The following is a 26010-nucleotide window of genomic DNA, read 5'->3' on the forward strand; positions in this document are numbered from 1 at the left end:
CTCGTTGACGCATAATCACGTCGCGGTCCGAATTTCGGCATGCCGAAATTGTTCCCGTTGAGGGGCCGTGCAGTAGTGGTGTGCCGCGAAGCGGCTGGATGGCTGCCCGGCGCCTGTCGGCCCCGCGGCAACTCGGAGGACACTACACGAGGGGGTGGGGTTGTTCAAACCCGTGCCTGGCACAGGTCATCGCGGTACTTTGGGGCGCATGACTACGCATGCGCTCGTACAGCAGTGGTGGCCCGCCTGACGGCGGCCGCCCAGCAGCGTATGCAGGACCACGGCCGCCGCTTCGGCGGCCGTTTGCGTATCTCCCTCTCGTAGCCGGCCGGTGAGGTCGGCGGTCTCGACGCGCACTCCTCTATAGGCAGTGCGGGAGAGAAGGACGGACGAGATGGCGATGACGGCGAGCGCGCGGGCGCGGATCTTCAGCGGAGTGCAGCCGACGGGGCATCTGACGCTGGGGAACTACCTCGGGGCGGTTCAGCGGTGGGCCCAGGAGGACCAGCACCGGGCGGATGCGCTGTTCTGTGTGGTGGATCTGCATGCGCTGACCATGGAGCACGATCCGGCGCGGGTGCGGCGGCTCAGTCGGCAGGCGGCGACATTGCTGCTGGCCGCGGGGCTGGATCCGGAGCTCTGCACGGTGTTTGTGCAGAGTCAGGTGGATGAGCATCTGCGGCTGTCGTATCTGATGGAGTGCACGGCCTCCGACGGGGAGATGCGGCGCATGATCCAGTACAAGGAGAAGGCCGCGCGTGAGCAGGCTCGGGGTGGGAGTGTGCGGCTGTCGCTGCTGACGTATCCGGCGCTGATGGCGGCGGACATCCTGGCGTACGGGACGCATGAGGTGCCGGTCGGGGAGGACCAGGCGCAGCATGTGGAGCTGACTCGGGATCTGGCGGTGCGGTTCAACCAGCGTTACGGGGCGACGTTCGTGGTGCCGAAGACGACGCTGCCGGTGGTGGCGGCGCGGGTGATGGATCTGCAGGAGCCGACGTCGAAGATGGGGAAGTCGCATGCCCGGACGGCGGGGGTCGTCTATTTGCTGGATGAGCCGGAGGTGGTGCGCAAGAAGGTGCTGCGGGCGGTGACGGACGCGGAGCGGGATGTCGTGTATGAGCCGGAGCAGCGGCCGGGGGTGGCGAATCTGCTGAATGTGCTGGCGGCGTGTACGGGGGGGCGAGCCGCGGCGGCTGGCCGAGGAGTACGACTCGTACGGCGCGCTGAAGAAGGATGTGGCGGAGGCCGTGGTGGAGACGTTGCGGCCGGTGCGGGAGCGGCATGCGGAGCTGGCCGCCGATCCGTCGTCCGTGGATGCGGTGCTGCGGCGGGGTGCGGAGCGGGCGCGTTCCCTGGCCCGGCCGCGGGTGGATGCGGCGTTCGAGGCGGTGGGATTGCTGCCCGCGGAGTGAGGTGGCGGGCGGGCGGCCCCGTCGTACCCCGACGGGGCCGCCCGCTTCCGGTCCGGTGCCGGGTCAGCCGCTGCCGGAGGCCAGTTCGCGGCTGCGGTCGCGGGCGGCCTCCAGGGCGGCGATGAGGGCGGCGCGTACGCCGTGGTTCTCCAGTTCGCGGATGGCGTTGATGGTGGTGCCGGCCGGGGAGGTGACGTTCTCGCGGAGCTTGACGGGGTGTTCGCCGCTGTCGCGGAGCATCACGGCGGCGCCGATGGCGGCCTGGACGATGAGGTCGTGGGCCTTGTCGCGGGGCAGGCCGAGGAGGATGCCGGCGTCGGTCATGGCCTCGACGAGGAAGTAGAAGTAGGCCGGGCCGGAGCCGGAGAGTGCGGTGCAGGCGTCCTGCTGGGACTCCGGGACGCGGAGGGTCTTGCCGACGCCGGAGAAGATCTCCTCGGCGCGGGTGAGGTGGGCGCCGGTGGCGTGGGTGCCGGCGGAGATGACGGACATCGCCTCGTCGACGAGGGCGGGGGTGTTCGTCATGACCCGGACGACGGGGGTGCCGGCGGCCAGGCGTTCCTCGAAGTAGGCGGTGGGGATGCCGGCGGCGCCGCTGATGACCAGGCGCTCGGCGGGGACGTGCGGAGCCAGCTCCCGCAGGAGGCTGCCCATGTCCTGCGGCTTGACGGTGAGGATGAGGGTGTCGGCGGACTTGGCGGCCTCGGCGTTGCTGACCGCTTCGACGCCGTAGCGCTCATGGAGCTGGGCTGCGCGTTCCGGGCGGCGGGCGGTGACCAGGAGGTCGGAGGGTGCCCAGCCACCTCGGATCATTCCGCTGAGCAGGGCTTCGCCGATTTTTCCGGTGCCGAGTACGGCGACCTTCTGGGTCATGCTGCGGTTCACCTCGCCGGTGGTGCCTGGTCGGTTACGCCGTCATCCTCGCACCCGGCCGGCGTGCGGCGCGGCTGCGTTCCGAGGGCCGGACGGCGGTGTCACCTCGTACGGCGGCGGAGGGTGGCGGCGCCGAGGGCGAGGACGAGGAGGGCGCAGCCGGTGACGACGGCCGCGTCGCGGAGGAAGTCGCCGGTGATGTCGGGGTGTTCGAGGACCTCGTTCATGCCGTCGACGGCGTAGGACATCGGGAGGGCGGCGGAGAGCGCCTCCAGGGCCGGCTGCATGGTGTCGCGCGGGGTGAACAGTCCGCAGAGCAGCAGCTGGGGCATCAGGACGGCGGGCATGAACTGGACGGCCTGGAATTCGGAGGCGGCGAAGGCCGAGACGAACAGGCCGAGTGCGGTGCCGAGGAGGGCGTCGAGGACGGCCACCAGGAGGAGCAGCCAGGGGGAGCCGGTGACGTCGAGGCCGAGGAGCCAGACGGACAGGCCGGTGGCGAGGGCGGACTGCACGAGGGCGAGCAGGCCGAAGGCGAGGGCGTAGCCGCTGATCAGTTCGGCCTTGCCGAGGGGCATGGCGAGCAGGCGTTCCAGGGTGCCCGAGGTGCGTTCGCGGAGGGTGGCGATGGAGGTCACCAGGAACATCGTGATCATCGGGAAGATGCCGAGGAGAGAGGCGCCGATGCCGTCGAAGGTGGCCGGGCAGTCGTCGAAGACGTAACGCAGCAGGGCGATCATCACGCAGGGGACGACGAGCATCAGCGCGATGGTGCGGGGGTCGTGGCGCAGCTGGCGCAGGACCCGGGCGGCGGTGGCGAGGGTGCGGGACGGGGAGAAGGGTGCGGGGGTGGGGTGCGGTGCGCCGGCGGTGCGAGGTGCGGTGGTCATCGCGCTGACTCCTGGGTGGTGGCGGGGCGCGCCGGTTCCGGTGGCGGGGTGGCCGCACGGGCCTCGTCGACCAGATGGAGGAAGGCGGCCTCGACGGTGTCGGAGCCGGTGCGGTCACGGAGAGCGTCGGGGGCCTCTCCCCCAAACTCCGTTTGGGAGGTGCCCCCAGCGAGGAGGCGGCCCTCGCGCAGCAGGAGCAGCCGGTGGCAGCGCTCGGCCTCGTCCATGACGTGCGAGGAGACGAGGAGAGTGGCGCCGCGGTCGGCGGCGAGGGTGTGGAAGAGCTGCCACAGGTCGCGGCGGAGGACGGGGTCCAGGCCGACGGTGGGCTCGTCGAGGACGAGGAGTTCCGGGGCGCCGAGCAGGGCGACCGCGAGGGAGACCCGGCTGCGCTGGCCGCCGGAGAGGTTGCCTGCGAGGGTGTCGGCGTGGCGGGTGAGGTCGACGTCCTCGATGGCGTGGGTGACGCTCTCGCGGCGCCGGCCGCGGGCGGACCGGCCGGGGTGCAGGACGGCGGCGAAATAGTCGAGGTTCTGGCGGACGGTGAGGTCGTCGTATACGGACGGGTCCTGGGTGACATAGCCGATGCGGGGGCGCAGCCGGGGGTCGCCGGCGGGGTGGCCGAGGACGTCGAGGGTGCCGGTGACCTTGGCCTGGGTGCCGACGAGGGCGCGCATGAGGGTGGATTTACCGCAGCCGGAGGGGCCGAGCAGGCCGGTGACCTGGCCGCGGGGCACGTCGAAGGCGAGGGCGTCGAGGACGGTGCGGCCGCCTCGGACGACGGTGAGACCGCGGGCGTGGACGGCGGGGTCACGGCCATAATTCATCATGCGATGAATAATGCTCCGGGTGGTGTGGGGCGTCAAGGCTGCGGACGGGGCGGGTGGGGCGGAACGAGGCGCGCGGCTGGACGGCTGGACGGCTGGGCGGCTGGGCGGCTGGGCGGCTGGGCGGCTGGGCCATTGGGGTGGTGATCCGGACAGGTGTGGTGCGGAAGGGGCGCATGGTGGGGATCTGCGCGCACCGGCGGGCGCCGTAGTGAAAAGATCCGGCCGTTCTTGGTCGATAACTCCGCGTTTACAGGGTGGTTACAAACCGACTTGCGGTCCTGCATGCCCGCTTGGACACAATGGGATGACCTGTCCAGCCGCACCGGAAGGGGCGACGATGGCGAAGATCCGGGTCCACGGCCTCGGCCGGCTCCTGTTGATCGTCATGGCCGTCCTGCTGGCCTTGCCCATGGGTGCGGATGGCGTGTACGGAGAGAGCGCGACAGCCGCACCGGCCTCGAACGGCGCCGGCCGTACCGGCTCCCCGGGCACCGTGCCCTGGGCATCGGACCCCGCCGAGAATCCGGAATCCGGCAGCGACCGCTGCCCGCCGCGGCGCGACGGGCGGTCCTCGGCCTCGGTGTCCGCGCCGACACCACCGGGCACCACCGTCTCGACCGCCGCACGCCCGGTACGGACCGGGGGCGGGCTGCACCTGACCGCTCCGCTGACCGGCCGGCGGGCCGTCCCCCTGTCGAGATCCGGTGAACTGCCGGTCCAGCACCTCGTCTTCCGCTGCTGAGAGCTCAGAGCTGCCCCCAAGGGCCTCCCCTGGCCCGCGCATCCGACGGATCCAGCCGTCATCTCCCCATGGCGCGCACCGCGCGGCAGTGCGTGGCGGCAGGCGATCGATCGCAGACACCAGTGCAGAGGATCGCCACGCGGCTGCCCGTATCGCCCCGCGTCCGCTCGTGCGTATCCGTGCGTATCCGTGTGTATCCGTGTGTATCCGTGCGTCCCCGTGCGCCACCGCATCTCGCACTCGCTGGAGGCATCCCCATGCGTAAGTTCCGTGTTGCCCGACAACGCCCGTCCCTGCCGTCCATACCGTCACGGCAAGCCCTCTCGGTCTGGCGCGCCGATTTCACCGCCTCGCTGGTCGTCTTTCTCGTCGCCGTCCCGCTGTGTGTCGGGGTGGCCGTCGCCTCCGGAGTACCGGCCGAACTGGGGCTGGTCACCGGGATCGTCGGCGGGCTGCTCACCGGGTTACTGCCCGGCAGCAGTCTGCAGGTCAGCGGCCCGGCCGCCGGGCTGACCGTGCTGGTCTACGAGGCCGTGCAGGAGTACGGGCTCGGCGCGCTGGGTGCACTGGTGCTGCTCGCCGGGGCGCTGCAGCTGGCCATGGGGGCGCTCCGGCTGGGGCGCTGGTTCCGGGCCATTTCCGTGGCGGTCGTCCAGGGGATGCTCGCGGGCATCGGGCTGGTGCTGATCGCCGGGCAGTTGTACGCCCTGGTGGACGCCCGTCCGCCGGGCAACGGGCCGGCCAATCTGGGCGGGCTGCCGAACCTCGCGGCGGACACCGCCGGGTCCGGTACGGCGCTGGCGGCGCTGGCGGTCGGCGCGGGAACCATCGCGCTGCTGGTGCTGTGGCCGAAGTGGCAGCGGGGGGCGCGGGTGCTGCCGGCGCCGCTGGTGGCGGTGGCCCTGGCGACGGTCGCGGTATTCGTGCTCGACCTGCCGGTGGCCCGGGTCGAAGTGGCGGGCCTGCTGGAAGTGATCCAGCCTCCGGGCGGCGCGGACTTCGCGCAGCTGACGGAGGCGGGGGCGGTGGTCGGCGCGCTGGGCACGGTGCTGGCGTTCGCCCTGATCGCGTCGGCGGAGTCGCTGTTCAGCGCGGCCGCGGTGGACCGGCTGCACGACGGGCCGAAGACCGACTACGACAAGGAGCTGATGGCGCAGGGCGTCGGCAATACGGTCTGCGGGCTGCTCGGCGCGCTGCCGATGACCGCGGTGATCGTCCGCAGCGCCGCGAATGTGCACGCCGGGGCGCGGACGAAGGCCTCGCGGGTGCTGCACGGGGTGTGGCTGCTGGTCTTCGCGGCGGCGTTCCCGGCGGCGCTGGGCGTGGTGCCGCTCGCGGCGCTGGCGGGCGTACTGGTGCATGCGGGCGTCAAGTTGATCCCGGTGAAGCAGTGGCGTCCGCTGTGGCGGGAGCACCGGGGTGAGGCCGTGGTGCTCGCTGCGACGGCGGTGGCGATCGTGGCCACCAACATGTTCGAGGGGGTGCTGCTGGGGCTGCTGATGGCGGTCGCCAAGTCGGCGTGGGAGACCTCGCACGTCCACCTGGAGATCGTGGGGCTGGACGAGCCGGCGGCGGGCCACGGTGAGCCGGCCGGTCCGGGGCCCCGACGCCCCATCCGCGTACGGGCCCTCGGCAATGCCACCTTCCTCCGGCTGCCCAAACTGCTCGACCAGTTGGAGGCGCTGCCCAAGGACCGGGAGGTCGTGCTGGATCTGACCGGGCTGCGGCATCTCGACCATGCCTGCGCCGCCGCGCTCGGGGCCTGGGAGGAGCAGCGCCGCGGCCCCGGCGGGACCGCCCGCCAGGAAGCTCCGTCCGTCGCCCCGTAGGACGACAGCATGACGACCGGCATGACGACCGGCATGACGACGGCATAGGGCAACTGTGCAGGGCAACCACGTAAGGCAACCGCGTGGGACGACCACGTAGGGCAACTGCGTAGGACGACCGCGTGGGACAACCACGTGGGACGACCGTGTAGGACAACGGCAGGAAAGGGGCCGGTGTGTAGGCGGAAATGACCGTAAGGTCGGGACGCTGATGTCCCCCGACCCCGGGAGTGCTGTGAACCGCCGGCCCCTTCGCAGTTGCGGTGCGACCGCCGCCCTCTCCGTCGCCCTGCTGCTCTCCTCGTGCACCAGCAGTGGTGTCCGGGGGGCGGCGGGCAGCGGCGGGGTGGGCGATCCGCTCTTCCCGTCGCTCGGCAACGGCGGCTACCAGGTGCGGCATTACGGGCTCGACCTCGACTACGACGTCAAGAAGAGGCATCTGGACGCGACCGCCGAGATCACCTCCGAAGCCACCAAGGATCTGCGGTCCTTCCAGCTCGACCTGAAGGGGCTGCGGGTGACGGACGTGCAGGTCGACGGCGAGGACGCGGAGTTCTCCCGTAAGGGACACAAGGTGATCGTCCGGCCGGCCGATGGGCTCAGGAAAGGCGCGGAATTCCGTACCCGCGTCGACTACGACGGCACCCCGCAGGAGCTGAAGGACCCGGACCATTCGACCGAGGGCTGGGTCAAGACCCGCGACGGGGCGTTCGTCTCCGGTGAGCCCGCCGGTGCCATGACGTGGTTCCCGGGCAACAACCACCCCGGGGACAAGGCCGCCTACGACTTCACGATCACCGTGCCGAAGGGCTACACCGCCGTCGCCAACGGGGAGTTGAGGTCGGAGCGGACCGCCAAGGGCCGGACCACCTTCCGGTGGTACAACGACCGGCCGATGGCCACCTATCTCGCGACGGCCACCATCGGCAGGTTCGAGGTCCACACCTCCCGCACGCCCGACGGGCTGCCGCTGTATGTGGCGGTGGACCCGGCGGAGGCCAAGGCCAGCAAGGGGCCGCTGGAGAAACTGCCGGAGATCGTGAAGTGGGAGAGCAAGCTCTTCGGGCCGTACCCCTTCTCCTCCGCGGGCGCGATCGTCGACGACACCCCGCGCCGGATCGAATGGATCGCCCTGGAGTCCCAGACCAAGCCGGTCTACGCGGGGGCGCCGGACACCGCGACCGTGGTGCACGAGATGGCCCATCAGTGGTTCGGCGACTCAGTGACGCCGAAGACCTGGGCCGATACCTGGCTCAACGAGAGCTTTGCGACCTACGCCGAGTGGCTGTGGGAGGAGCGCGAGGGCGGCAAGACCCCGCAGCAGCAGTTCGACGCCCTCTACGACGACACCACGGACACCTCGCGCTGGGCCTTCCCGCCGGGCAAACCGGGCCAGGCGAAGAATGTGACCGGCACGCCCGTCTACGAGCGGGGCGCGATGCTCCTCCAGGAGCTGCGCAACGCCGTCGGCGACAATGCCTTCTTCACGATCCTCAAGGAGTGGCCCACCAAGTACCGCTACTCCAATGCCGATGCGCAGGACTTCATCGACTTCTGCCAGGAGCACACGGACGTGGACCTGGGCCCGCTGTTCCAGACCTGGCTGTACGAGAAGGGGAAGCCGGAGCGGACGGACTGACGCGCGGACCGGCGGGCGGCACGCGGACCGGGCGGCGGGCGGACCGGCGGCCAGCGGGCGGACCGGCGGCCAGCGGGCGTATGAGGACGTGGCTTCGCCAAGGGCTCCGGGGAGGGGAGCCCTTGGCGAAGGGGGTGTGCGGGCACCTGCCGTGTGTCTGCTCGGCGTGGCATGCGCACCGGTCCGGCCCAACCTGTAGGGCGCGAATCCACTCGTACGCCACGCGCTCTTCATGAAGCCGGCTGTGCCAGTGCTCTTCACTCACATCCGAGCAGTCGGTCCCGGAGAGCGGAGCTCTCGGGCAGGTGCGGGAGGTGGCCCGTGACGATCAGTGACTCCGGCATCTCGTCGAAACGTGCTCCCGGGTTGTACGTCAAATGACGGATGTATCGGCCCGTCCGCGGACGTACATTCCCCCCCCACTGAGCACACCCGGGCGCTCAAGGACGACCGCCCTTGCACCGTGGATTCCCCCTCGGCGCTTCGGCCGCCTTTTCAGCGCTCGATGCGCCTAGCCGTCTCATCGAGAATTCGCCGGCCTTACGAAGGTCATGCGGCTCTTGAAGCTGCGCTGAACTGGCCGAGGGAGAAAGAAATGATCACTCATCGAAGAACGCACAACCGAAGGTTGCGTAGGGTCGCGGGTCTGCTGGCCGCGTCGATGGTGGCCCTGGGGCTCATGGCACCAGCCGCTCAGGCCGAGGACAACTACCAGACCATCGGCGTGAACAATGGCACCTACACCATTCTCACTGACGAGGGCGAAGCCAACAGCGGGGTCGTGCGGCTGCTCAACAACAATGCGGTGGGAATGTGCCTTGAGGTGGGCCCTGACGGGGCCCTCACCGACGCGCCCTGCGACCACGTCAGCCGTTGGAACCTCCAGCCGAACCGTGACGGCGGCGGCTACCTGCTCCGCCACATCGGTGACAACAAGTGCGTGGACGGGACCACGCTCGCCGACTGCGGCAGCGACGCGGCGGACAATTACCTCACGGACTCCCCCATGAGACCAAACTTGGTGCTGACCAGGGCGGCGGCCATCAATCTTGGCAAAAACAGCATCACTATCTGCAACTGGGGCGGGTACCTCGGCAGGGCAGTGATCGACTACAAAGTCCAGGAGGACCCCAACAGCACCGCCGAGACCAGCGACAGGAAGGCGACCGACTGGATCCCGGTCAGACAGTGCCGGACCGAAACCCTCCCGGCAGGCAAGATCGCCGGACAGGTGGAGTTCCGCGTGAACCAGGGTAGCTTCGGGAACACCGACGTGAGTGTGCACATTTGGAAATTCGGCGGCGCCCACATCGATGCCACATACAACACGTATGGAGGCTACTGCGATTCATGGTTGGCCTTCGAGCCACACAGCGCCAACCAGGCGTCTTCGAAGGAGGATTGGTCTAATCCGAAATGCCACGCTGGCAGTGGCGGCAATCTAGCAGCCACAATCATCGAACAGGTACTCTGGGGAGTTCTGAAGGGCCTATTCTCCTGAGCGATGTGTAGCGCTGAGCGGCGATCAGCCGCTCAGCGCACTCGGCGATTCGTATCCTCCGCAGCTGCCCAGCAGGGCAAGCTAGGGCTCCGACGGATTCTGGCGGAGGGCCGTCCCATGCGCTGCGTCATTTCTCGTGAACATCCCCGAGCCCGTCAATCTCCAGCCGCTGCCCAAAGTGCCGCACAAACGCTGCTGCTGAAAGTGAACGAAGCCAGCAGGAGCGCACAAGACAGACACCGGGTTCGAGGCCAGGCCCTTCGCCGACGCCACTCGCAGGCCCTCCCGCTGGGCGCCACGCGTAACCCAGGCCCTGCACAAAGCAGGCCACCTTCTCGCGGCCCAGCTCCGGCCTGCTCCTCATCGTCCGTTCCCCTGCTATCCGTTCCCGCCGGCACGGCCGTTCGCCACCTGTACGGCGCTACGCCGTGTCGCCCCTGCCCTCTTAGAACGGGGCGGACGGCCGGAGTGTGACAGTCAGGTCGAGCGCGTAGGCCTCCTCGACGATGCCGTCCGGGAAGACGTCGCGCAGGGCGGCCCGCTCGGCCGCGAGGACGGGGGCGGCGGCGGCCGGACCGATGGTGGAGAAGTACGAGCGGCTGCCCAGCATCGCGAGGTGGGTGTCGAGGGGGACCCGCCGGGTCCAGTGGAGGACCTGGGAGACGGGGTGCAGGCCGAGGCCGCGGCCGCGGATCAGGTCAGGGGCCGCCGGCGGTACGCCGTCGCTGTGGTAACCCGGCAGGCGGCGGGCGATCCTGGCCTCCTGTTCGGCGGCCCAGTCCACGTCCCGGGTCGGGGACGTTCCACCAGGGCGAGCGCGCCACCGGGGCGCAGCACCCTCAGCTCCTCCGGGACGGAACGGGCCGGATCGGTCCGGTGCCAGGCCTGTGCGTAGCCGACGAGGTCGAAGCCCGCGTCGTCGCAGAACGGCAGTGCGTCGCCGAGGGCGCGGACGAGCGGGATGGCGGGGTGAGCGGTGCGCAGCTCGGTGGCCATGGCGGCGCCCGGCTCCACGGCGGTGACCCGCGCACCGCGCTCGGCGAGCAGCTTGGTCGCGATACCGGTGCCGACCCCGACGTCCAGCACCCGCGCCCCCGCCAGCGGCTGCCGGGCCGACCCTCCTCGATCGCGTCGAAGAGGGGCGGCCCACCGACACCCACGGACCGGATCGACCGGCATTAAAGGCTCGATCCGGTCCCACATCACATCAGTGATCACTAACCGGACAGACACATCCGATCAACTGACCAACGCATCACAGAGACACGGCCCAGGTCACGGCTTGCCACCAGAATTGGCGAGAGCCTCCTGGCAACGAGAATCCGGGGAGTCCGTGGTGCACATGAAGGCTCCGCCATACGGGCCCTCTTCACCGCCCGCCACGGGAACGATGGCCTCACCCTTACCGGTCCACGTGTCACCCATGTCGGTAGAGAACGTCCAAGTTCCGACCCCCTTCTTGGTCGTCCATCCCCTTATAAGAAATGCTGTCTTGCCAGCGGGAACCTTGATCTGGATGCCAAAGCCCTGCATGTCACTGGTGGTCGTACTCTTGCCCCAGGTGTGTTGGTACTGAACGGAGAACTCTGCCTGAACTGGGCTCTCCTTCCCCGTTCCAACCTTTACGCTGGTTCCCAAGGTGTCCGAGTTGCTGATTGTGGTCGCCATGGTTTGCCGCCAGTCAAATCTACAAGTCATTTCCCCACCGACGCTGAGGTTAGTGCAGAATGCACTGTTGCCTCCTCCATCGGTGGATACGGACACAATCTCGTAAGGCCCATGCGAGGTGACGAGTGGCGTCGCGGCGTCGTACGTGTAGCTGCCCTTGACGACGCTTGACCCTTTGTAGAACTGGAAGACGGCATACGTGGTCGCGTAGCCGACCAATTTGTCGTATTGGGCGTCGGCGAGCATGTACCAGTACTGCTTCTTATCGCCGCGGCTACAGTCCTGGACCTGCACAGTGGCGCCCCGGCTCACCTGGGTGGGAACCACGGCCTTCGGCCGGGAGGTGCCCTACCGGCCGAACCAAAAACCAGACCAGGTTTGATTTTGAACCCGGTCTGGATATCATGCCCGCATGGCGGGATTGCGGGAGCGGAAGAAGGAACAGACCCGGCGGCGGATTGAGGCGGCGGCATGGGGGCTGTTTGCCGAGCGGGGGTTTGAGGCGGTGACGGTCAACGAGATCGCCGAGGCCGCCGAGGTGGCCAAGGCGACGCTGTTCTCGTACTTCCCGACGAAGGAGTCGCTGGCCCTGCAGGGTGTGGGGGACGACGATCTGGCGGGGGTCGTCGCCGGACGGGCCGCCGGACGGTCGGCGCTGGAAGCGCTCCGGGCGCATTACCGGGCGTTCGCCGCCGGGCCGATGACGGGGGTGGACCCGGAGGCGCTGGTCTCCCGGATCCGGGTGATCTTCGACAGCCCCGCACTCAGCAACGCCGCGAACGCGCTGCTCTATCAGCAGCGGCAGAAGCTGTCAGAGGCGCTGACGGCGGAACACGGCGAGCGGACCGCCCTCCTGATGGCGGCCCAGGTCAGCGCCACGCTGGTCACCCTCCAGGAGGCGTTCTTCCGGCGGCTGGCCGCCGGCGCCTCGCTGGAGGAGGCCCGCCGGAAGCTGGGCGAGGACGTCGAGCTCGCCTTCGACCTGCTGGCACACGGACATGACCGACTACCGGGGCCTGCCACTGGTCGTAGGCCTGACCAGGCGAAAGAGGAGAGAGGACGGTGAGGCGCGGCATGCGCGCGCGGGGCATCAATTACGACACCGGGTTCCTTCCCGGGGACGAGCTTTCCCGTAAGACCTTCACGGCCGAGGCGGTGCGCGGGGACATCGCGGCGATCGCCGGTGAGCTGCACTGCGATGCGGTGCGGATATCGGGCGGTGATCCGGAGCGGCTGAGCATCGCCGCGCAATACGCCGCGGACGCCGGGCTGGAGGTGTGGTTCGCGCCGTTCCCGGTGGATCTCACGCCCGAGGAGCTGCTGCCGTTCTTCGCCGACTGTGCCGAGCGGGCCGAGGCCGTACGGGCGGGCGGGGCGGAGGTGGTGTTCGTCGCCGGATGCGAGCTGAGCGCGTTCGGCGCGGGCTTCATCCCCGGGGAGAGCTACCGGGACCGGCTGCAGGCGATGACCACCGCGGACCTCGACTGGTGGATGTCGCTGGGGCCGGTGCAGGATCGGCTCAACAGCTTTCTCGCCGAGACCGCCGCGCTGGTCAGGACCCGCTTCGGTGGCCGGATCACCTACGCCTCGGGGCCGTGGGAGTCCGTCGACTGGCGGCCCTTCGATGTCGTGGGCGTGGATGCGTACCGGGCCGCGTACAACGCCACAACGTTCCTGGACGAGCTGCGCGAGCACCTCGGTCAAGGCAAGCCGGTGGCGGTGACCGAGTTCGGCACCTGTGCTTACCAGGGCGCGGGCGAGCGGGGCGGGATGGCCTGGCAGCCGCCGGAGGGGGCGGTGCCGGACGAGAGCGAGCAGGTGCGCTACTTCACCGAGTTGCTGGACCTCTTCGAGGCCGAGGGCGTGGACACCGCGCTCTGGTTCACCTTCGCCGGCTTCAAGACGCGGAAGGGCGCGGATCTGTCGTCGTACGGCGTGGTCCGGATGCTCGACGAGGAGCGCTGGGAGCCGCGGGAGGTGTTCCGCGCGATGGCAGCCAGGTACGGGACGGACTGAGCCGGGCGCCCCGCCGGTTGGGCCGCCCGCCACTTCCGTGGAGCCGGCCCGCCACTCCCATGGAGCCGGCCCGTCACTTCCGTTGGGCCACCCGCCAGGTCCGGGGAGCCGCCCGCCACGCCCGTAGAGCCGCCCGTTGCTTCAGCGGCGCTTCTTCGGTTTGGACTTCCGCGCGGCCGGGTTGCCGGTGCGGCTGCCGCGGCGGCGTTCGTGGCGTTCGCGGGCGGCGGTGTACTCGGTGCGGTGCAGCTTCTCCCCTGGGGCCTCGATGAGGCTGCGGCAGAAGTAGGCGAGCAGTGAGCCGATGAAGCCGATGAACATCAGGCTCTGCGCGGACTTGTCGGCCGCGCCCTGGGCAGCCGGGTCGGGGCGGCGGACGAAGCCGTCCCAGGTGCGGCGGAAGGCCAGGGCGCTGCAGATGGCGAAGCCGGCGACGACGAGGATGCCGACGAACGGGCCGACGGCGGCGATCTCCAGGCCCTGGAACGCGAAGCGCAGGACGGCCGCACCGGCCGCGGCGAGCGCGAGCGAGCCCGCCGCGACGCCGGCCCGGCGCAGGCCGTAGCCGCCGTCGTGGTGGAGCCAGGTGGTGCCGAAGAACCGGATCGCCTCCGGCCCGGGACCGCCGGACGCGGCGCCGCCGGACTCCGGGCTCGCCGAGGGCCGCTGCTCATCGCTCATGGCAGCGATTATCCCCGGCGGGCCCGGTCACCCGGCGACCTGGCACCCGGCGACCTGTGGCGCCGGGTCACCCCGGTTCCGTGGTCCGGCGGCGCCGTGCCTCAGCTCGTGCAGCGCTGCGCGACCATGCCGCTGCTGCCGGTGCGGACGTAGGTGTCGGAGATGTACTGGCCGGGCGCGATGCTGTCCCAGATGTCCGAGGTGCCGTACGGGCCGCTGACCTTCTCGCCGTACTGCTGGCAGCGGATCTGGATGGTCACGCCCTCGGCGAGCTGCCGGACGACCGGGTAGTCGGTGCCGGGGCCCTTGCGGACCTTGACGCGGTAGCCGGGCGCGACGGGATAGGTGAGACCGCCCGCCGCGGCGGCGAGCGCCTGGCCGTCGGCCGCTTCCACGGCGCCCTGATGGTCCTGTGTGGTCATTTCGTGTTCCCCCGTTGATGATGATGGTGGTGATGTTGGTGAAGTTGGTGACGTTGCCCGCGGGGCCGCTAGTGGAGTCGCTCGTGGAGCTCCCCGTGCCGCCGCCCGGTGCGGTTCCGCAACGCGCACGCTAGCAAGCCTCGTTCACCTCGCACGCACCATCGACTAGGCTCCGCGCGTCGCACCTGCGACCGAATGGCACGGGTAATGACACGGGGGTGGAACCATGCCATCGCTGCGCGATTCCGGCATCGGCCCGGAAGCGGAGCATCCGGAATACGCCGGCCAATACCGCCTGGAGGCGCGGCTCGGCTCCGGCGGCATGGGCGTGGTCCATCTGGCGCGCTCGTCCTCCGGGCTGCTGCTCGCGGTCAAGGTCATCCATGGTGAATTCGCCCAGGACCCAGAGTTCCGTGGGCGGTTCCGGCAGGAGGTGGCGGCCGCGCGGCGGGTCAGCGGGGCCTTCACGGCACCCGTCGTGGACGCTGACCCGGACGCCGAACGCCCCTGGATGGCGACCCTCCACATCCCCGGCCCGACGCTCTCCGATCATGTGAAGCGGAACGGCCCGCAGGCGGTCGACGAGGTGCGGCGGCTGGCCTCGGGGCTCGCCGAGGCGCTGCGCGACATCCACCGCGCCGGGGTGGTGCACCGCGATCTGAAGCCCGGAAATGTGCTGCTTGCCACAGATGGGCCGAAAGTCATCGACTTCGGTATCTCACGGCCCTCCGACAGTGAAATGCGCACCGAGACCGGCAAGTTGATCGGTACGCCGCCCTTCATGGCGCCCGAACAGTTCCAGCGGCCTCGCGAAGTGGGCCCGGCGGCCGATGTCTTCGCGCTGGGCTCGGTACTGGTGCATGCCGCCACCGGACGCGGCCCGTTCGACTCGGAGAGCCCGTATCTCGTCGCGTACCAGGTGGTGCACGACGAGGCCGATCTGGCGGGTGTGCCACCGGAGTTGGTGCCGCTGGTCGAGAGCTGTCTGGCGAAGGATCCGGCGGACCGGCCGACACCGGATGCACTGATGGAGCTGCTGCGGACGGACGCGCCCGGGGACCTACCGCTCAGCGGCCTGGTGCCGGGCGGTGGTGTGGCGGATGGTGGCGTGCCCGGCGGTGGTGTGGCGGGCGGCGCGGTGCCCTACGACGTAGCGGCGGATGCTGCGGTGGCGGACGGGGCCCTGCCCGACGGCGTACCGGCCGGCGGCGCGGTGACGGGCGGCGCGGTGGCGGACGATCCGGCGCCCGACGGTGTGGTGCCCGACGGCCTTGTGCCGGCGGCGCAGGTGCCGGCGGCGCGGGTACCCGAGCAGCGGCAGCCGGTGCACCGCCGGCCGGAGCAGCCGCAGCAGGTACGGGCCGCGGCCACCCCGTCGCGCGCCGAGACCACGCATGTCCGCGCCCCCGCACCCGTCGAGCACCCCGACGGCCCCGGTTTCGCCGACGGCCCCGGTTTCGCTGACGATTCCGGCCGCCCCGCGACCCCGGAACTCCCCGCCTCCTCCGCCACGCCCGGCCGCCCTGCCCGCTCCCCTTCCAACCGCCGCTCCCGTTCCCGCTCCGGCTCCGGCCTCCGTGCCCGCCGCTGGCCCCTCTGGGCCGCCGTCGCCCTCGTCGTGACCGGAGCCGGCACCTACGCGGGTGTCCAGGCGCTGTCCCCCGGCGGCACCGGCCAGGACCCGGCCCTGCAGACCCATCCGTCGCGCGACGGCCGCGCCGACTTCCACCCGTGGCACACCACCCTCGTCGAGCGCCCCAAGGGCTACGACGCCGAACTTCCGCACTGCACCACCGGTTCCGGCGCCGTCTTCTGCGGTCAGCCCGGCGTACTGGCCGCCCGGCTCGACCCGGACTCCGGCCAGGTGGCATGGCGGAGCAAGGACCCCACCGCCACCGGCAAGGACGCGGCGAAGAAGGCCGTGTCCCGGACCGCGCCGGTGCTCTCCGGCGGGCTGCTGTACGTCTTCTCCAACGACGGCAGCCGGCTGCTGGCCCTCGACCCGTCGGCGGACGGCAAGGGCACCACCCGCTGGTCCAAGGACGTCTCCGGGTACGAGGGCGGGGCCAAGGTCGTCGGCGACCGCATCCTGCTGGCCGCGGCGGACGGCACGGTCACCGCGCTGGACAGCACCACGCACCGGCAGCGCTGGCAGAAGCGGTTCCCTGGGCATCAGCTGCCGCTCTTCGCGTCGTTCGGCGATGCGCACACCGCCTACGCGGCCGAGGGCACCCCCGACGGGAAAGCCACCCAGGTCACCGCCATCGACCCGGCCGACGGCAGGGTTCGCTGGTCGCGGCGGCTGCCCGGGGTGCTCGCCGTGGCCGGTTCCGGTGCGTCGGGGGCGCTCTATCTGACCGTCACGGACCCGACGCTGTCGTACCGCACCACCGCTGTCGTCCGCTACGACCCGGACAGCGGGCACAGCCGCCGCCTGAAGCTGACCGCGCCGCTGGACGGTGCGTCCGCCGTGGTACACGGCGAGTCGGTGTATCTGCTGGCCGAGGGCGGCTCCCTGCAGGCCGTCGGCCGGCACACGTGGGACACCGAGACCTCGGTCAGCCGGGGCTCGGCGCCGGTGGTGAGCGACGGCCGGGTGTACTTCACGGCGGCGGACGGCCGGCTGCTCGCGATCGACGCCGGATCGGGTGAGCTGCTGGGACAGACCCCGCCGCGGATGAACGGCCGGCACAACGGGTTCGTGGAGACGCTCCCGGCCCCGCGTACGGACGGCCCCGGGGGCCGGGTCTATGCGGCGGCCCCGGACGGGACGGTCTTCGCGGCGGCGACGGAGGACCCGGCGGGCTGGTGACGGGACGGCCCGCGGTCCCGGTGACAGCGGCAGGCACAGGTTTCGCGCCGGACGCCGGGCACGGTGGCGGCCTCGGACACGGGGATGCCCTTGTCACACGCCGGATGCCTGCCGACGTGGCACGCCGGAGAGACGTCGGGGGCGCCCCCACTCACCGGGCCGCCCGATTGAGCACCGCGATGAGCTTGCGCGTCGTGTCCACGTTCCGGCCCTGACGAGAAGGGACCGGAAAAAGGGCGCGCATACCCCTTGCAGGCTGCCTTTCGCGGCGAGGTCTCCGACGGCCTCCCCGCCCTGACCCTCGTCCGCGACAGCAAGAACCCCCACGGCCCGGCCCTCACCTTCGAGGCATCCACCTGGTCGTCCTTCGTAAACGCCGCGAAGGACGGGCAACTGCCCAGCGCCTGGCACCACGGCCTCACAGACCGGCCCCCATCGTCACCCGCGACGGGGGCCGGTCCCTGTTACGCGGCCTCCGCATGGCCGTGCAATGACGTACACGTAAGTACCTGAACATAGCCCTTATGCGTGCCTTATGCGCGCATTCCGACCATCGGGCCGATTCCCGTCCGCCCCTACCTGCGGAGACACGTACATGAAGCTCAACTTGCACCGGCTGTGGGTCTTCGAGCAGGTCGTGGAGTGCGGGGGGTTCTCCGCGGCGGCGCGGAAGCTGTACATGAGCCAGCCCTCGGTCTCCCAGCATGTGCACAGGCTGGAAGCCTCCTTGCGTACCACCCTCATCGACCGGTCCGGTCCGCAGCTACGGCTGACGGCTCAAGGCAGAGTGCTCCTCCAGTACGCCCAGCAGTTCTCGTCCCTCGCGCAAGAGACCGCAGCCGCCATCGGCCGGGTATCCGGAGCCCCTTCGGGACGCCTCGTAGTGGGCAGCACGGCCACCTACAGCAGCTATCTGCTTCTGCCGGTGTTCAGCCGGTTCGCCGAGCTGTTTCCTGGTGTCGAGTGCCAGCTCAGGACCGCCAATACCACGGAGATTACCCGGCAGTTGACGGATGGCGAGGTGCGTCTGGCCGTACTGCCCGGTGACCGGGCGGGAGGGTCACCGCATCACCGCGTGGAGCCGATCCTGGACGAGCAGTTCCTCCTTGTTGCGCACCCGGGGCATCTGCCGGCCGGACGCGTGGTGACCCCGTGCGACCTCGCGCAGCAGCGCTTCCTGTTCCGGGAAGAGGGCTCTGCGACCCGCAGGGCCCAGGATGACGCCATGGCTCTCTGGGGGCTGCCACCCTCGCAGTGCCCTGGGGTCACGGGGAACGAGATGCTCAAGCAGGCGGTGATCGCCGGGCTCGGTGTCGCCGTGATGCCGCAGCGTTGCGTGGCCCAGGAACTGCGGGACGGGCACCTGGCGTTGGCCAGGCCCGACCCCGGGCTGCCCGCCCGCACCATCGTGCTGGCCACCTCCCGCGAAACTTCGCTCTCGCCTGCCGAGCAGGAATTCGCCCGTCTGCTCCGAACGGTGGCTGACGCATAGCGTTTTGCCTATGGCGCCATTGTCCGGAACGGGGTGTTCCGGCAGTTCGATTCCGTTGAAGATGTGACCGTCGGCGTAAACGCACGGTAAGCCGACACATCATCAAAGGAACGGACAGGACGAGGGTACTGAATGTGAACACTCTCAGATCACGGGTTATGCGGGTGCGATCCTTGCTGATCGCATTCGCCGCGATGGCATTCACGGCCGGCTTGATGTCGCCGCTGGGGGCAGTTCAGGCGCGAGCGGCAGAAGGCGATTGCACGACGGAGCTGGAGTGCCTGGTCGTCTACAGCAAGCTGGAGTCTCCCAACTGGCGGGTGCTGGACATCGGGCGCGGCTGGGGTGGAAACGGTATGGCATCCCTCGGGGGCGCCTATGTCTACCCCAAGAACGGCAACGGCAGCGACAATCAGAGGTTCCAGTTCCGGAATACCGGCGACGGCAGCTTCCAGATGGTCGTCCGTGACAGCAAGAAATGCGTGTCGGGGGCTCCCCTGCAGGTGCATGAGGAGGACTGCGCCAACAACGAGGACCAGAAGTGGTATCTCCAGCCGTCACCGTCCGGCGGGTTCATGATCGGCTCGGTGAAGGATGACAGGTGCCTGAATGCCAGGGGCGGGCACTCCGGACAGAATTTCGTCTACCACTCGAACCCGGTGGAACCCCACACCTGCGCCCAGGGTGACCAGGCCTCCTTCTTCAGCATCCAGGACATGTCGCTCCCGGAGGAGTCGGGCCATAACACTCAGGCCATGCGGACACTCGCGGCCGAGTACGCGATGACCAAGTGCGACAAGGACAAGTCCTACTGCAAGTGGGAGACCACGCAACAGGGTGAGGCCGTCCCCGGGAACCCGATATGCCGCGGCAATCCTGTAAAGAACTCGGGGCCGGAGCCCGGGACGACCAAGTTCATCCAGTCGGAGACCAGCATCAACTCCGAAACCGCCGGAGGATTCATCCAGAATTCCATGGAGTCGGGCGTGGAGCTGACGCTCGGGAAGCCGGACGTGGCCTCGCTCAAGATCTCGCAGAAGTTCAGCCGGACCTGGCAGAGCAACTATGCCCGCACCACGGGTGAGCAGAAGACCTGGTCGCAGGAAGTGACACCCACTATTCCCGCCGGCCAGTGGGCATGGCTGGAAGAGCGGCCGATGACCCGGAAACTGACCGGGAAGTTCGTCTTCGCCACGAATGACTGGGCGCGGTGGGAGTTCAGCGGCGACAGCAACAACCCGATGGTCGCCAACATCGTTCTCGGCGGCGACGGAAGCAAGAACAACTCGCTGTGGGAGATCAAGACCGGACCGACCCCCCCGGCAAACTGCTGACAGCCACCTCGTAGCCCCTTCAAGGGCCCTGGCCAAAAAGCAAAGCAAAGTGCCGGCGGTCGTATCCCACGACCGCCGGCACCGTGCTGTGTCCGGCTGCGCCTAGCTGTGCCTAGCTGTGCCTAGTGGTGCCTAGCTGCGCCTAGTTGTGCCTTGCTGACCGGACCTGCCGGCGCCCTGTTGTGTGCGCTCCGGCTCAGCCCAGCAGGTTCACATCCCGCACCGCGCCCTTGTCCGCGCTGGTGGCCATCGCCGCGTAGGCGCGGAGCGCCTGCGAGACCTTGCGCTCGCGGTTCCTGGGCGCGTAGACGCCGCCCAGGGCTTCCCGGCGGGCCGTCAACTCCTCCTCGCTGACGAGGAGTTCGATGCCACGGTTCGGGATGTCGATCCGGATGCGGTCGCCGTCCTCGACGAGGGCGATGGTGCCGCCGGCCGCCGCCTCGGGTGAGGCGTGGCCGATGGACAGGCCGGACGTACCGCCGGAGAAGCGGCCGTCGGTGACCAGTGCGCAGGTCTTGCCCAGGCCGCGGCCCTTGAGGAAGGACGTCGGGTAGAGCATCTCCTGCATGCCGGGGCCGCCCTTGGGGCCCTCGTAGCGGATGACGACGACGTCGCCCTCCTTGACCTGCTTCTTGAGGATCTTGTCGACGGCCTCCTCCTGCGACTCGCAGACCACGGCGGGGCCCTCGAAGGTCCAGATGGACTCGTCGACACCGGCGGTCTTCACGACGCAGCCGTCCTCGGCGATGTTGCCCTTGAGGACCGCCAGGCCGCCGTCGACGGAGTAGGCGTGCGCCATATCGCGGATGCAGCCGCCGGCCGCGTCCACATCGAGGGAGTCCCAGCGCTCGGACTGCGAGAAGGCGGTCGCGGAGCGCTTGCAGCCGGGGGCCGCGTGCCACAGCTCGACGGCCTCGTCGGAGGGGGAGCCGCCGCGCACGTCCCAGGTCTTGAGCCACTCCTCGATCGAGGCGCTGTGGACGGTGTGCACGTCCTCGTTGAGCAGACCGCCGCGGTAGAGCTCACCGAGGATGGCGGGGATGCCGCCGGCGCGGTGCACGTCCTCCATGTAGTACGTGCCGCCGGGGGCGACGTTCGGGGCGACCTTCGCCAGGCAGGGCACCCGGCGGGAGACGGCGTTGATGTCGTCCAGGTCGAAGTTCAGGCCGGCTTCCTGCGCCGCGGCGAGCAGGTGCAGGATCGTGTTGGTCGAGCCGCCCATGGCGATGTCCAGGGCCATGGCGTTCTCGAAGGAGGCGCGGCTGCCGATGTTGCGCGGCAGGACGGTGTGGTCGTCCTCGTCGTAGTGCCGCTTGGTGATCTCGACGACGGTGCGGCCGGCGTTCTCGTACAGCGCCTTGCGGGCGGTGTGGGTGGCCAGCGTCGAGCCGTTGCCGGGCAGCGAGAGGCCGATGGCCTCGGTCAGGCAGTTCATCGAGTTGGCGGTGAACATGCCCGAACAGGAGCCGCAGGTGGGACAGGCGTTCTCCTCGATGCGGAGGATGTCCTCGTCCGAGATCTTGTCGTTGACGGCGTCGGAGATCGCGTCGACCAGGTCGAGGGTGCGGACGGTGCCGTCGACGAGGGTCGTCTTGCCGGACTCCATCGGGCCGCCGGAGACGAAGACGGTCGGGATGTTGAGCCGCATCGCGGCCATCAGCATGCCGGGCGTGATCTTGTCGCAGTTGGAGATGCAGATCAGCGCGTCCGCGCAGTGCGCCTCGACCATGTACTCGACGGAGTCGGCGATCAGATCGCGGGAGGGCAGGCTGTAGAGCATGCCGCCGTGGCCCATCGCGATGCCGTCGTCGACCGCGATGGTGTTGAACTCGCGCGCGATGCCGCCCGCGGCGTGGATCGCCTCGGAGACGATCCGGCCGACCGGCTGGAGGTGGGTGTGGCCGGGCACGAACTCGGTGAAGCTGTTGGCCACCGCGATGATCGGCTTGCCGAAGTCCTCGCGCGCTACGCCGGAGGCCTGCATAAGGGCTCGGGCGCCGGCCATGTTGCGGCCATGGGTAACGGTGCGGGACCTCAGATCAGGCACGATGGGTCACTCCCTCGGGATCGTCCGTACGACCGCCGGTGCCGGTACCTGGCCCTGGCCACGCCCCGGGCGGCGTCATATATCAGCTCCTGTCGAGATTACGCTCCTGATCCAAGATCTGGACACCCTCTCCGGGATGTGAGACGGCTGACCGCAGTGCGGACACGGATCGGGAGGACTTCTCGCAGGTCACGGACGTGGACAGGCCGACGAGGCGCCTCGGCAGGGCCCTTGTCAGGGCCGTGTCAGATACGTCGGAGCTGCGTTAGATACCTCAGGGCCGTGTCAGATACCGCTGGAGGGTCGGCGCGACCATGGCGATGATCTCCTCCGGTTCCGCGGAGGCGACCGGATCCATCTTGATCACATAGCGCAGCATGGCGATCCCGATGAGGTGCCCGGCGGCCAGCTGCACCCGGAACTCCGGGTCGGGGACGGCCAGTTCGCCCGCGACCCGCTGGAGCATCCGGCGCTCGATGAGGCCGCGCAGCACGGCCGCGGCGGTGTCGTTGGTCAGCGCCGAGCGCAGGATCGCCAGCAGCGGCTGCCGGCTGACCGGGTTCTCCCAGATGCCGAACATGAAGCGGGCCATCCGCTCGCCCACGTCCGCACCCCCGCCCGCGAGAGCGTCCGGCATGGTCAGCGCGGGCGCGAAGGTCAGCTCGATGGCCGCCGCGAAGACCTGCTCCTTGGTGCCGAAGTAGTGATGGACCAGCGCCGCGTCCACCCCGGCCGCCTTGGCGATACCACGCACCGAGGTCTTGTCGTAGCCGCGCTCGGCGAACTCCGTACGGGCCGCGGCCAGGATGCGGTCCCGGGCGCCGGGGCCGGCCTCGGCGGCGGCACGGGCCGGGCGGCCGCGGCGGCGGGCCGGTGCGGGCGGCGTGCCGGGACCCGGGGACCCGTCGTCCCGGCCGCCGTTCATGAGCCCGGGACCCGGTTCGGTGAGGCGAGATGCAGCCGGGTGAAGGCCAGCGCCTCCGCCAGGTCGGCCTCGCGTTCGGCGGCGGACATCGCCCGCCGGGTGTTGACCTCGACCACCACATGGCCGCCGAAGCCGCGCGCGGCCAGCCGCTCCAGCATCGCGGCGCACGGCTGGCTGCCGCGCCCCGGCACCAGATGCTCGTCCTTGGCGGAGCCGTTGCCGTCGGCGAGGTGCACATGCGCCAGCCGGTCGCCCATCCGCTCCACCATCTCCAGCGCGTCATTGCGCGCGGTGGCGGTGTGCGACAGATCGACCGTGAAGTGCCGGTAGTCGTCGTTGGTGGGGTCCCAGTCGGGGGCGTACGCGAGCATCTCGCGGTCCCGGTAGCGCCACGGGTACATGTTCTCGACGGCGAACTTCACGTCCGTCTCGTGCTCCATCCGCCACACCCCGCGGACGAACTCCCGCGCATAGCTGCGCTGCCAGCGGAACGGCGGGTGCACGACCACCGTCGAGGCACCCAGCTTCTCCGCGGCGTTGCGGGCGCGCTGCAGCTTGACCCACGGATCGGTGGACCACACCCGCTGGGTGATCAGCAGACACGGTGCGTGGACGGCCAGCACCGGCACCCCGTGGTAGTCCGAGAGCCGGCGCAGCGCATCGATGTCCTGGCTGACCGGATCGGTCCACACCATGACCTCGACGCCGTCGTAGCCGAGGCGCGCGGCGATCTCGAAGGCCGTCGCCGTCGACTCCGGATACACCGAGGCCGTGGACAGCGCGACCTTCGCATCCGGGATGCGCACCACTGGCTCTGTCACGAAGGACAGCGTACGGGCCGGGGCTGCGCACAGGGCATGAGGTCCGGACAGCCACGGCCCGCCGCCGGTGGCCCGTCCCCGTGGACGGGGAGGCCGGAACAGGCACTACCGGGGCGACACGACCGGCGGGGGCGTGACGAGACTCACCCGCACCGGACGCGCTACGGCAGATGGTCCAGCCGCCGCAGAATGACGCCCTCGCGCAGCGCCCACGGGCAGATCCCCAGCGTCTCGACCCCGAACAGGTCCATCGCCGCCTCGGCGACCAGCGCCCCGGCGAGCAGCTGCCGCGAGCGCCCCTCGGACACCCCGGGCAGCGCCACCCGCTCCTCCGCGGACATCCCGGCCAGCCGCGGCACCCACTCCTCCAGCTTCTTGCGGGTCAGCTCACGCTGGACGTACAGGCCCTCGGCGGAGCGCGCGGCGCCCGCGATCCGGGCCAGCTGCTTGAAGGTCTTGGACGTGCCGACGACCTGGTCGGGCGTGCCGTAGCGGCTGAATTCGCTCACCACCTTGGCGATCTCGGCCCGCACCCGGCGGCGCAGCGTCCGGACGTCCTCGGACTCCGGCGGGTCGCCGGGCAGATCGCCCGCGGTCAGCCGGCCGGCGCCCAGCGGCAGCGACACTGCCACGTCCGGGTCCTCGTCGAGGCCGTAGGCGATCTCCAGCGAGCCGCCGCCGATGTCCAGCACCAGCAGTCGGCCGGCGGACCAGCCCAGCCACCGGCGGGCGGCGAGGAAAGTGAGCCGCGCCTCGTCCTCACCGGAGAGCACCTGCAGCTCGACATCGGTCTCCAGGGCGACCCGGCGCAGCACGTCCTCCCCGTTGGTGGCCTCACGGATCGCCGACGTGGCGAACGGCAGCACACTCTCGACGCCCTTGTCCTCGGCCACCTGCAGCGCCTCGTGGATGGTGGCCACCAGGCGCTCCACCCCGCCATCGCTTATCGCCCCGGCCCCGTCGAGGAGTTCGGCAAGGCGCAGCTCCGCCTTGTGCGAATAGGCAGGCAGCGGGCGTGCGCCCGGGTGTGCGTCCACCACCAACAGATGGACCGTATTCGAACCCACATCGAGGACACCGAGTCTCATACGGGGAAACCTACTGCGCGCGTGCCCCGCTCCTGTCGGCGCGGTCCGCACCGTCGCTCACCCTTACGCTGGAGTCGTGGCAAAGACGAAAAAGGCGAAGCACGAAAAAGCGCTGAAGAAGGAAGAAAAGCGACGCGCTCAGGCGACTGAGGGGACGCCGTCCCCCGACGGGGCCCGGGCCGACGAGGTCGGCCTCGACTTCGCCCGCGCCTGGGTCACCTTCCCGGACCCGGGCGACGACGAGCAGCTCTTCCGCTGCGACCTGACCTGGCTGACGTCCCGCTGGACCTGCATCTTCGGCAGTGGCTGCCAGGGCATCCAGGCCGGCCGGGCGGACGACGGCTGCTGCACGCTCGGCGCGCACTTCTCGGACGACGACGACGAGCAGCGGGTGGCCGAGCATGTGGCACGGCTCACGCCCGAGGTGTGGCAGCACCACGACGTGGGCACCACGACCGGCTGGACCGAGGAGGACGAGGACGGCGAGCGGCAGACCCGGCGCTGGGAGGGCTCCTGCATCTTCCAGAACCGCCCCGGCTTCCCGGCCGGTGCGGGCTGCTCGCTGCACCTCCTCGCGCTGCGCGAGGGCCGCGAGCCCCTGGAGACCAAGCCGGACGTCTGCTGGCAGCTGCCGGTCCGGCGCACCTACGACTGGATCGACCGGCCGGACGACACCCAGATCCTGCAGGTGACGATCGGCGAGTACGACCGCCGCGGCTGGGGCTCCGGCGGCCATGACCTGCACTGGTGGTGCACCTCCGCGACCTCGGCGCACGGCGCGGGCGAGCCGGTGTACGTCTCGTACAAGCCCGAGCTGACCGAGCTGATGGGCAAGAAGGGCTACGCCAAGCTCGCCGAACTGTGCGAGGAGCGGCTGGCGGCGACGCTGCCGATGGCGCCGCATCCGGCGGACCCCCGGCCCCCGAAGAAGCCGCACCAGGAGAAGTAGGCGCACACCGGGGCCGACGGACCGCCGGGGGTGCGC

22 protein-coding genes and 2 pseudogenes are annotated in these 26010 nt (G+C 70.1%); 12 read left to right on the plus strand and 12 right to left on the minus strand.

Translation table 11 applies throughout. From position 1 onward, the window contains the following. Window positions 1-394: 394 nt before the first annotated feature. A pseudogene (trpS, locus tag AB0C46_RS38425) lies at window positions 395-1415 on the plus strand (tryptophan--tRNA ligase). Window positions 1416-1478: 63 nt separating this feature from the next. Here trpS and proC read toward each other — a convergent pair. The 3 genes from proC to AB0C46_RS38440 all read right to left on the minus strand — a co-directional run bounded on the left by proC (window position 1479) and on the right by AB0C46_RS38440 (window position 4008). Beyond that, the gene (proC, locus tag AB0C46_RS38430; protein WP_362833759.1) at window positions 1479-2288 is read right to left on the minus strand and encodes a pyrroline-5-carboxylate reductase; all 810 of its coding nucleotides are present in this window, start codon (window positions 2286-2288) and stop codon (window positions 1479-1481) included. Between the two features lie 101 nt (window positions 2289-2389). Next, on the minus strand, window positions 2390-3178 hold the full coding sequence (locus tag AB0C46_RS38435; protein ID WP_362833760.1) for an ABC transporter permease: 789 nt from the start codon (window positions 3176-3178) through the stop codon (window positions 2390-2392). After that, window positions 3175-4008, minus strand: coding sequence for an ABC transporter ATP-binding protein (locus AB0C46_RS38440; RefSeq protein WP_362833761.1), 834 nt, complete (start codon window positions 4006-4008; stop codon window positions 3175-3177). Before AB0C46_RS38440 ends, AB0C46_RS38435 begins: the two co-directional genes overlap by 4 nt. A 337-nt stretch (window positions 4009-4345) precedes the next feature. Here AB0C46_RS38440 and AB0C46_RS38445 point away from each other — a divergent pair, with 337 nt between their 5' ends. From AB0C46_RS38445 to AB0C46_RS38460, 4 genes are all read left to right on the plus strand, one after another. After that, the gene (locus AB0C46_RS38445; protein ID WP_362833762.1) at window positions 4346-4750 is read left to right on the plus strand and encodes a hypothetical protein; all 405 of its coding nucleotides are present in this window, start codon (window positions 4346-4348) and stop codon (window positions 4748-4750) included. Window positions 4751-5007: 257 nt separating this feature from the next. Further along, window positions 5008-6579, plus strand: coding sequence for a SulP family inorganic anion transporter (locus tag AB0C46_RS38450; protein WP_362833763.1), 1572 nt, complete (start codon window positions 5008-5010; stop codon window positions 6577-6579). 235 nt (window positions 6580-6814) lie between these two features. Further along, entirely contained in the window at window positions 6815-8218 is a 1404-nt protein-coding gene (locus AB0C46_RS38455) for a M1 family metallopeptidase (RefSeq protein WP_362833764.1), read from the plus strand. Window positions 8219-8813: 595 nt separating this feature from the next. Continuing rightward, entirely contained in the window at window positions 8814-9719 is a 906-nt protein-coding gene (locus tag AB0C46_RS38460; protein WP_362833765.1) for a hypothetical protein, read from the plus strand. A 445-nt stretch (window positions 9720-10164) separates the two neighbouring features. Here AB0C46_RS38460 and AB0C46_RS38465 read toward each other — a convergent pair whose 3' ends face one another. From AB0C46_RS38465 to AB0C46_RS38475, 3 genes are all read right to left on the minus strand, one after another. Next, window positions 10165-10503, minus strand: coding sequence for a hypothetical protein (locus tag AB0C46_RS38465; RefSeq protein WP_362833792.1), 339 nt, complete (start codon window positions 10501-10503; stop codon window positions 10165-10167). Next, window positions 10413-10805 (minus strand): class I SAM-dependent methyltransferase, encoded by a 393-nt coding sequence (locus tag AB0C46_RS38470; protein ID WP_362833766.1) that lies wholly within the window; start codon window positions 10803-10805, stop codon window positions 10413-10415. The genes AB0C46_RS38465 and AB0C46_RS38470 overlap by 91 nt, the downstream gene beginning before the upstream one ends. A 189-nt stretch (window positions 10806-10994) precedes the next feature. Further along, window positions 10995-11633 (minus strand): hypothetical protein, encoded by a 639-nt coding sequence (locus AB0C46_RS38475; protein WP_362833767.1) that lies wholly within the window; start codon window positions 11631-11633, stop codon window positions 10995-10997. 166 nt (window positions 11634-11799) lie between these two features. Between AB0C46_RS38475 and AB0C46_RS38480 the strand changes: the two genes are divergently transcribed. Together AB0C46_RS38480 and AB0C46_RS38485 are read left to right on the plus strand one after the other, a co-directional pair. Next, window positions 11800-12453: a TetR family transcriptional regulator gene (locus AB0C46_RS38480; protein ID WP_362833768.1), complete on the plus strand. Its 654-nt coding sequence runs from the start codon at window positions 11800-11802 to the stop codon at window positions 12451-12453. An 8-nt stretch (window positions 12454-12461) separates the two neighbouring features. Then, window positions 12462-13403 carry a hypothetical protein gene (locus AB0C46_RS38485; protein WP_362833791.1) on the plus strand — a complete coding sequence of 314 codons (942 nt, stop codon included), beginning with the start codon at window positions 12462-12464 and terminating at the stop codon, window positions 13401-13403. A gap of 141 nt (window positions 13404-13544) precedes the next feature. Here AB0C46_RS38485 and AB0C46_RS38490 read toward each other — a convergent pair whose 3' ends face one another. Beyond that, entirely contained in the window at window positions 13545-14084 is a 540-nt protein-coding gene (locus tag AB0C46_RS38490; RefSeq protein ID WP_362833769.1) for a hypothetical protein, read from the minus strand. A 101-nt stretch (window positions 14085-14185) separates the two neighbouring features. After that, entirely contained in the window at window positions 14186-14506 is a 321-nt protein-coding gene (locus tag AB0C46_RS38495) for a peptidase (protein WP_362833770.1), read from the minus strand. A gap of 226 nt (window positions 14507-14732) precedes the next feature. Between AB0C46_RS38495 and AB0C46_RS38500 the strand changes: the two genes are divergently transcribed. The 4 genes and pseudogenes from AB0C46_RS38500 (at window position 14733) to AB0C46_RS38515 (ending at window position 20144) form a co-directional block, all read left to right on the plus strand. Beyond that, window positions 14733-17318: a PQQ-binding-like beta-propeller repeat protein gene (locus AB0C46_RS38500; RefSeq protein ID WP_362833771.1), complete on the plus strand. Its 2586-nt coding sequence runs from the start codon at window positions 14733-14735 to the stop codon at window positions 17316-17318. A gap of 270 nt (window positions 17319-17588) precedes the next feature. Beyond that, a pseudogene (locus AB0C46_RS38505) lies at window positions 17589-17723 on the plus strand (DUF397 domain-containing protein); the annotation flags it as partial. 190 nt (window positions 17724-17913) lie between these two features. Beyond that, window positions 17914-18810: a LysR family transcriptional regulator gene (locus tag AB0C46_RS38510; RefSeq protein WP_362833772.1), complete on the plus strand. Its 897-nt coding sequence runs from the start codon at window positions 17914-17916 to the stop codon at window positions 18808-18810. Window positions 18811-18983: 173 nt separating this feature from the next. Beyond that, the gene (locus AB0C46_RS38515) at window positions 18984-20144 is read left to right on the plus strand and encodes an RICIN domain-containing protein (RefSeq protein ID WP_362833773.1); all 1161 of its coding nucleotides are present in this window, start codon (window positions 18984-18986) and stop codon (window positions 20142-20144) included. A gap of 196 nt (window positions 20145-20340) precedes the next feature. Here AB0C46_RS38515 and ilvD read toward each other — a convergent pair whose 3' ends face one another. From ilvD to AB0C46_RS38535, 4 genes are all read right to left on the minus strand, one after another. Continuing rightward, on the minus strand, window positions 20341-22191 hold the full coding sequence (gene ilvD / locus AB0C46_RS38520) for a dihydroxy-acid dehydratase (protein ID WP_362833774.1): 1851 nt from the start codon (window positions 22189-22191) through the stop codon (window positions 20341-20343). 274 nt (window positions 22192-22465) lie between these two features. Then, entirely contained in the window at window positions 22466-23116 is a 651-nt protein-coding gene (locus AB0C46_RS38525; protein WP_362833775.1) for a TetR family transcriptional regulator, read from the minus strand. Further along, window positions 23113-23937 carry a sugar phosphate isomerase/epimerase gene (locus AB0C46_RS38530; protein WP_362833776.1) on the minus strand — a complete coding sequence of 275 codons (825 nt, stop codon included), beginning with the start codon at window positions 23935-23937 and terminating at the stop codon, window positions 23113-23115. The genes AB0C46_RS38525 and AB0C46_RS38530 overlap by 4 nt, the downstream gene beginning before the upstream one ends. 161 nt (window positions 23938-24098) lie before the next feature. Further along, window positions 24099-25025 (minus strand): Ppx/GppA phosphatase family protein, encoded by a 927-nt coding sequence (locus tag AB0C46_RS38535; RefSeq protein ID WP_362833777.1) that lies wholly within the window; start codon window positions 25023-25025, stop codon window positions 24099-24101. A gap of 76 nt (window positions 25026-25101) precedes the next feature. Here AB0C46_RS38535 and AB0C46_RS38540 point away from each other — a divergent pair, with 76 nt between their 5' ends. After that, the gene (locus AB0C46_RS38540; protein WP_362833778.1) at window positions 25102-25974 is read left to right on the plus strand and encodes a hypothetical protein; all 873 of its coding nucleotides are present in this window, start codon (window positions 25102-25104) and stop codon (window positions 25972-25974) included. The last annotated feature ends 36 nt before the right edge of the window (window positions 25975-26010 follow it).

The sequence above is a fragment of the Streptomyces sp. NPDC048637 genome, assembly GCF_040650675.1.
Classification (GTDB): domain Bacteria; phylum Actinomycetota; class Actinomycetes; order Streptomycetales; family Streptomycetaceae; genus Streptomyces.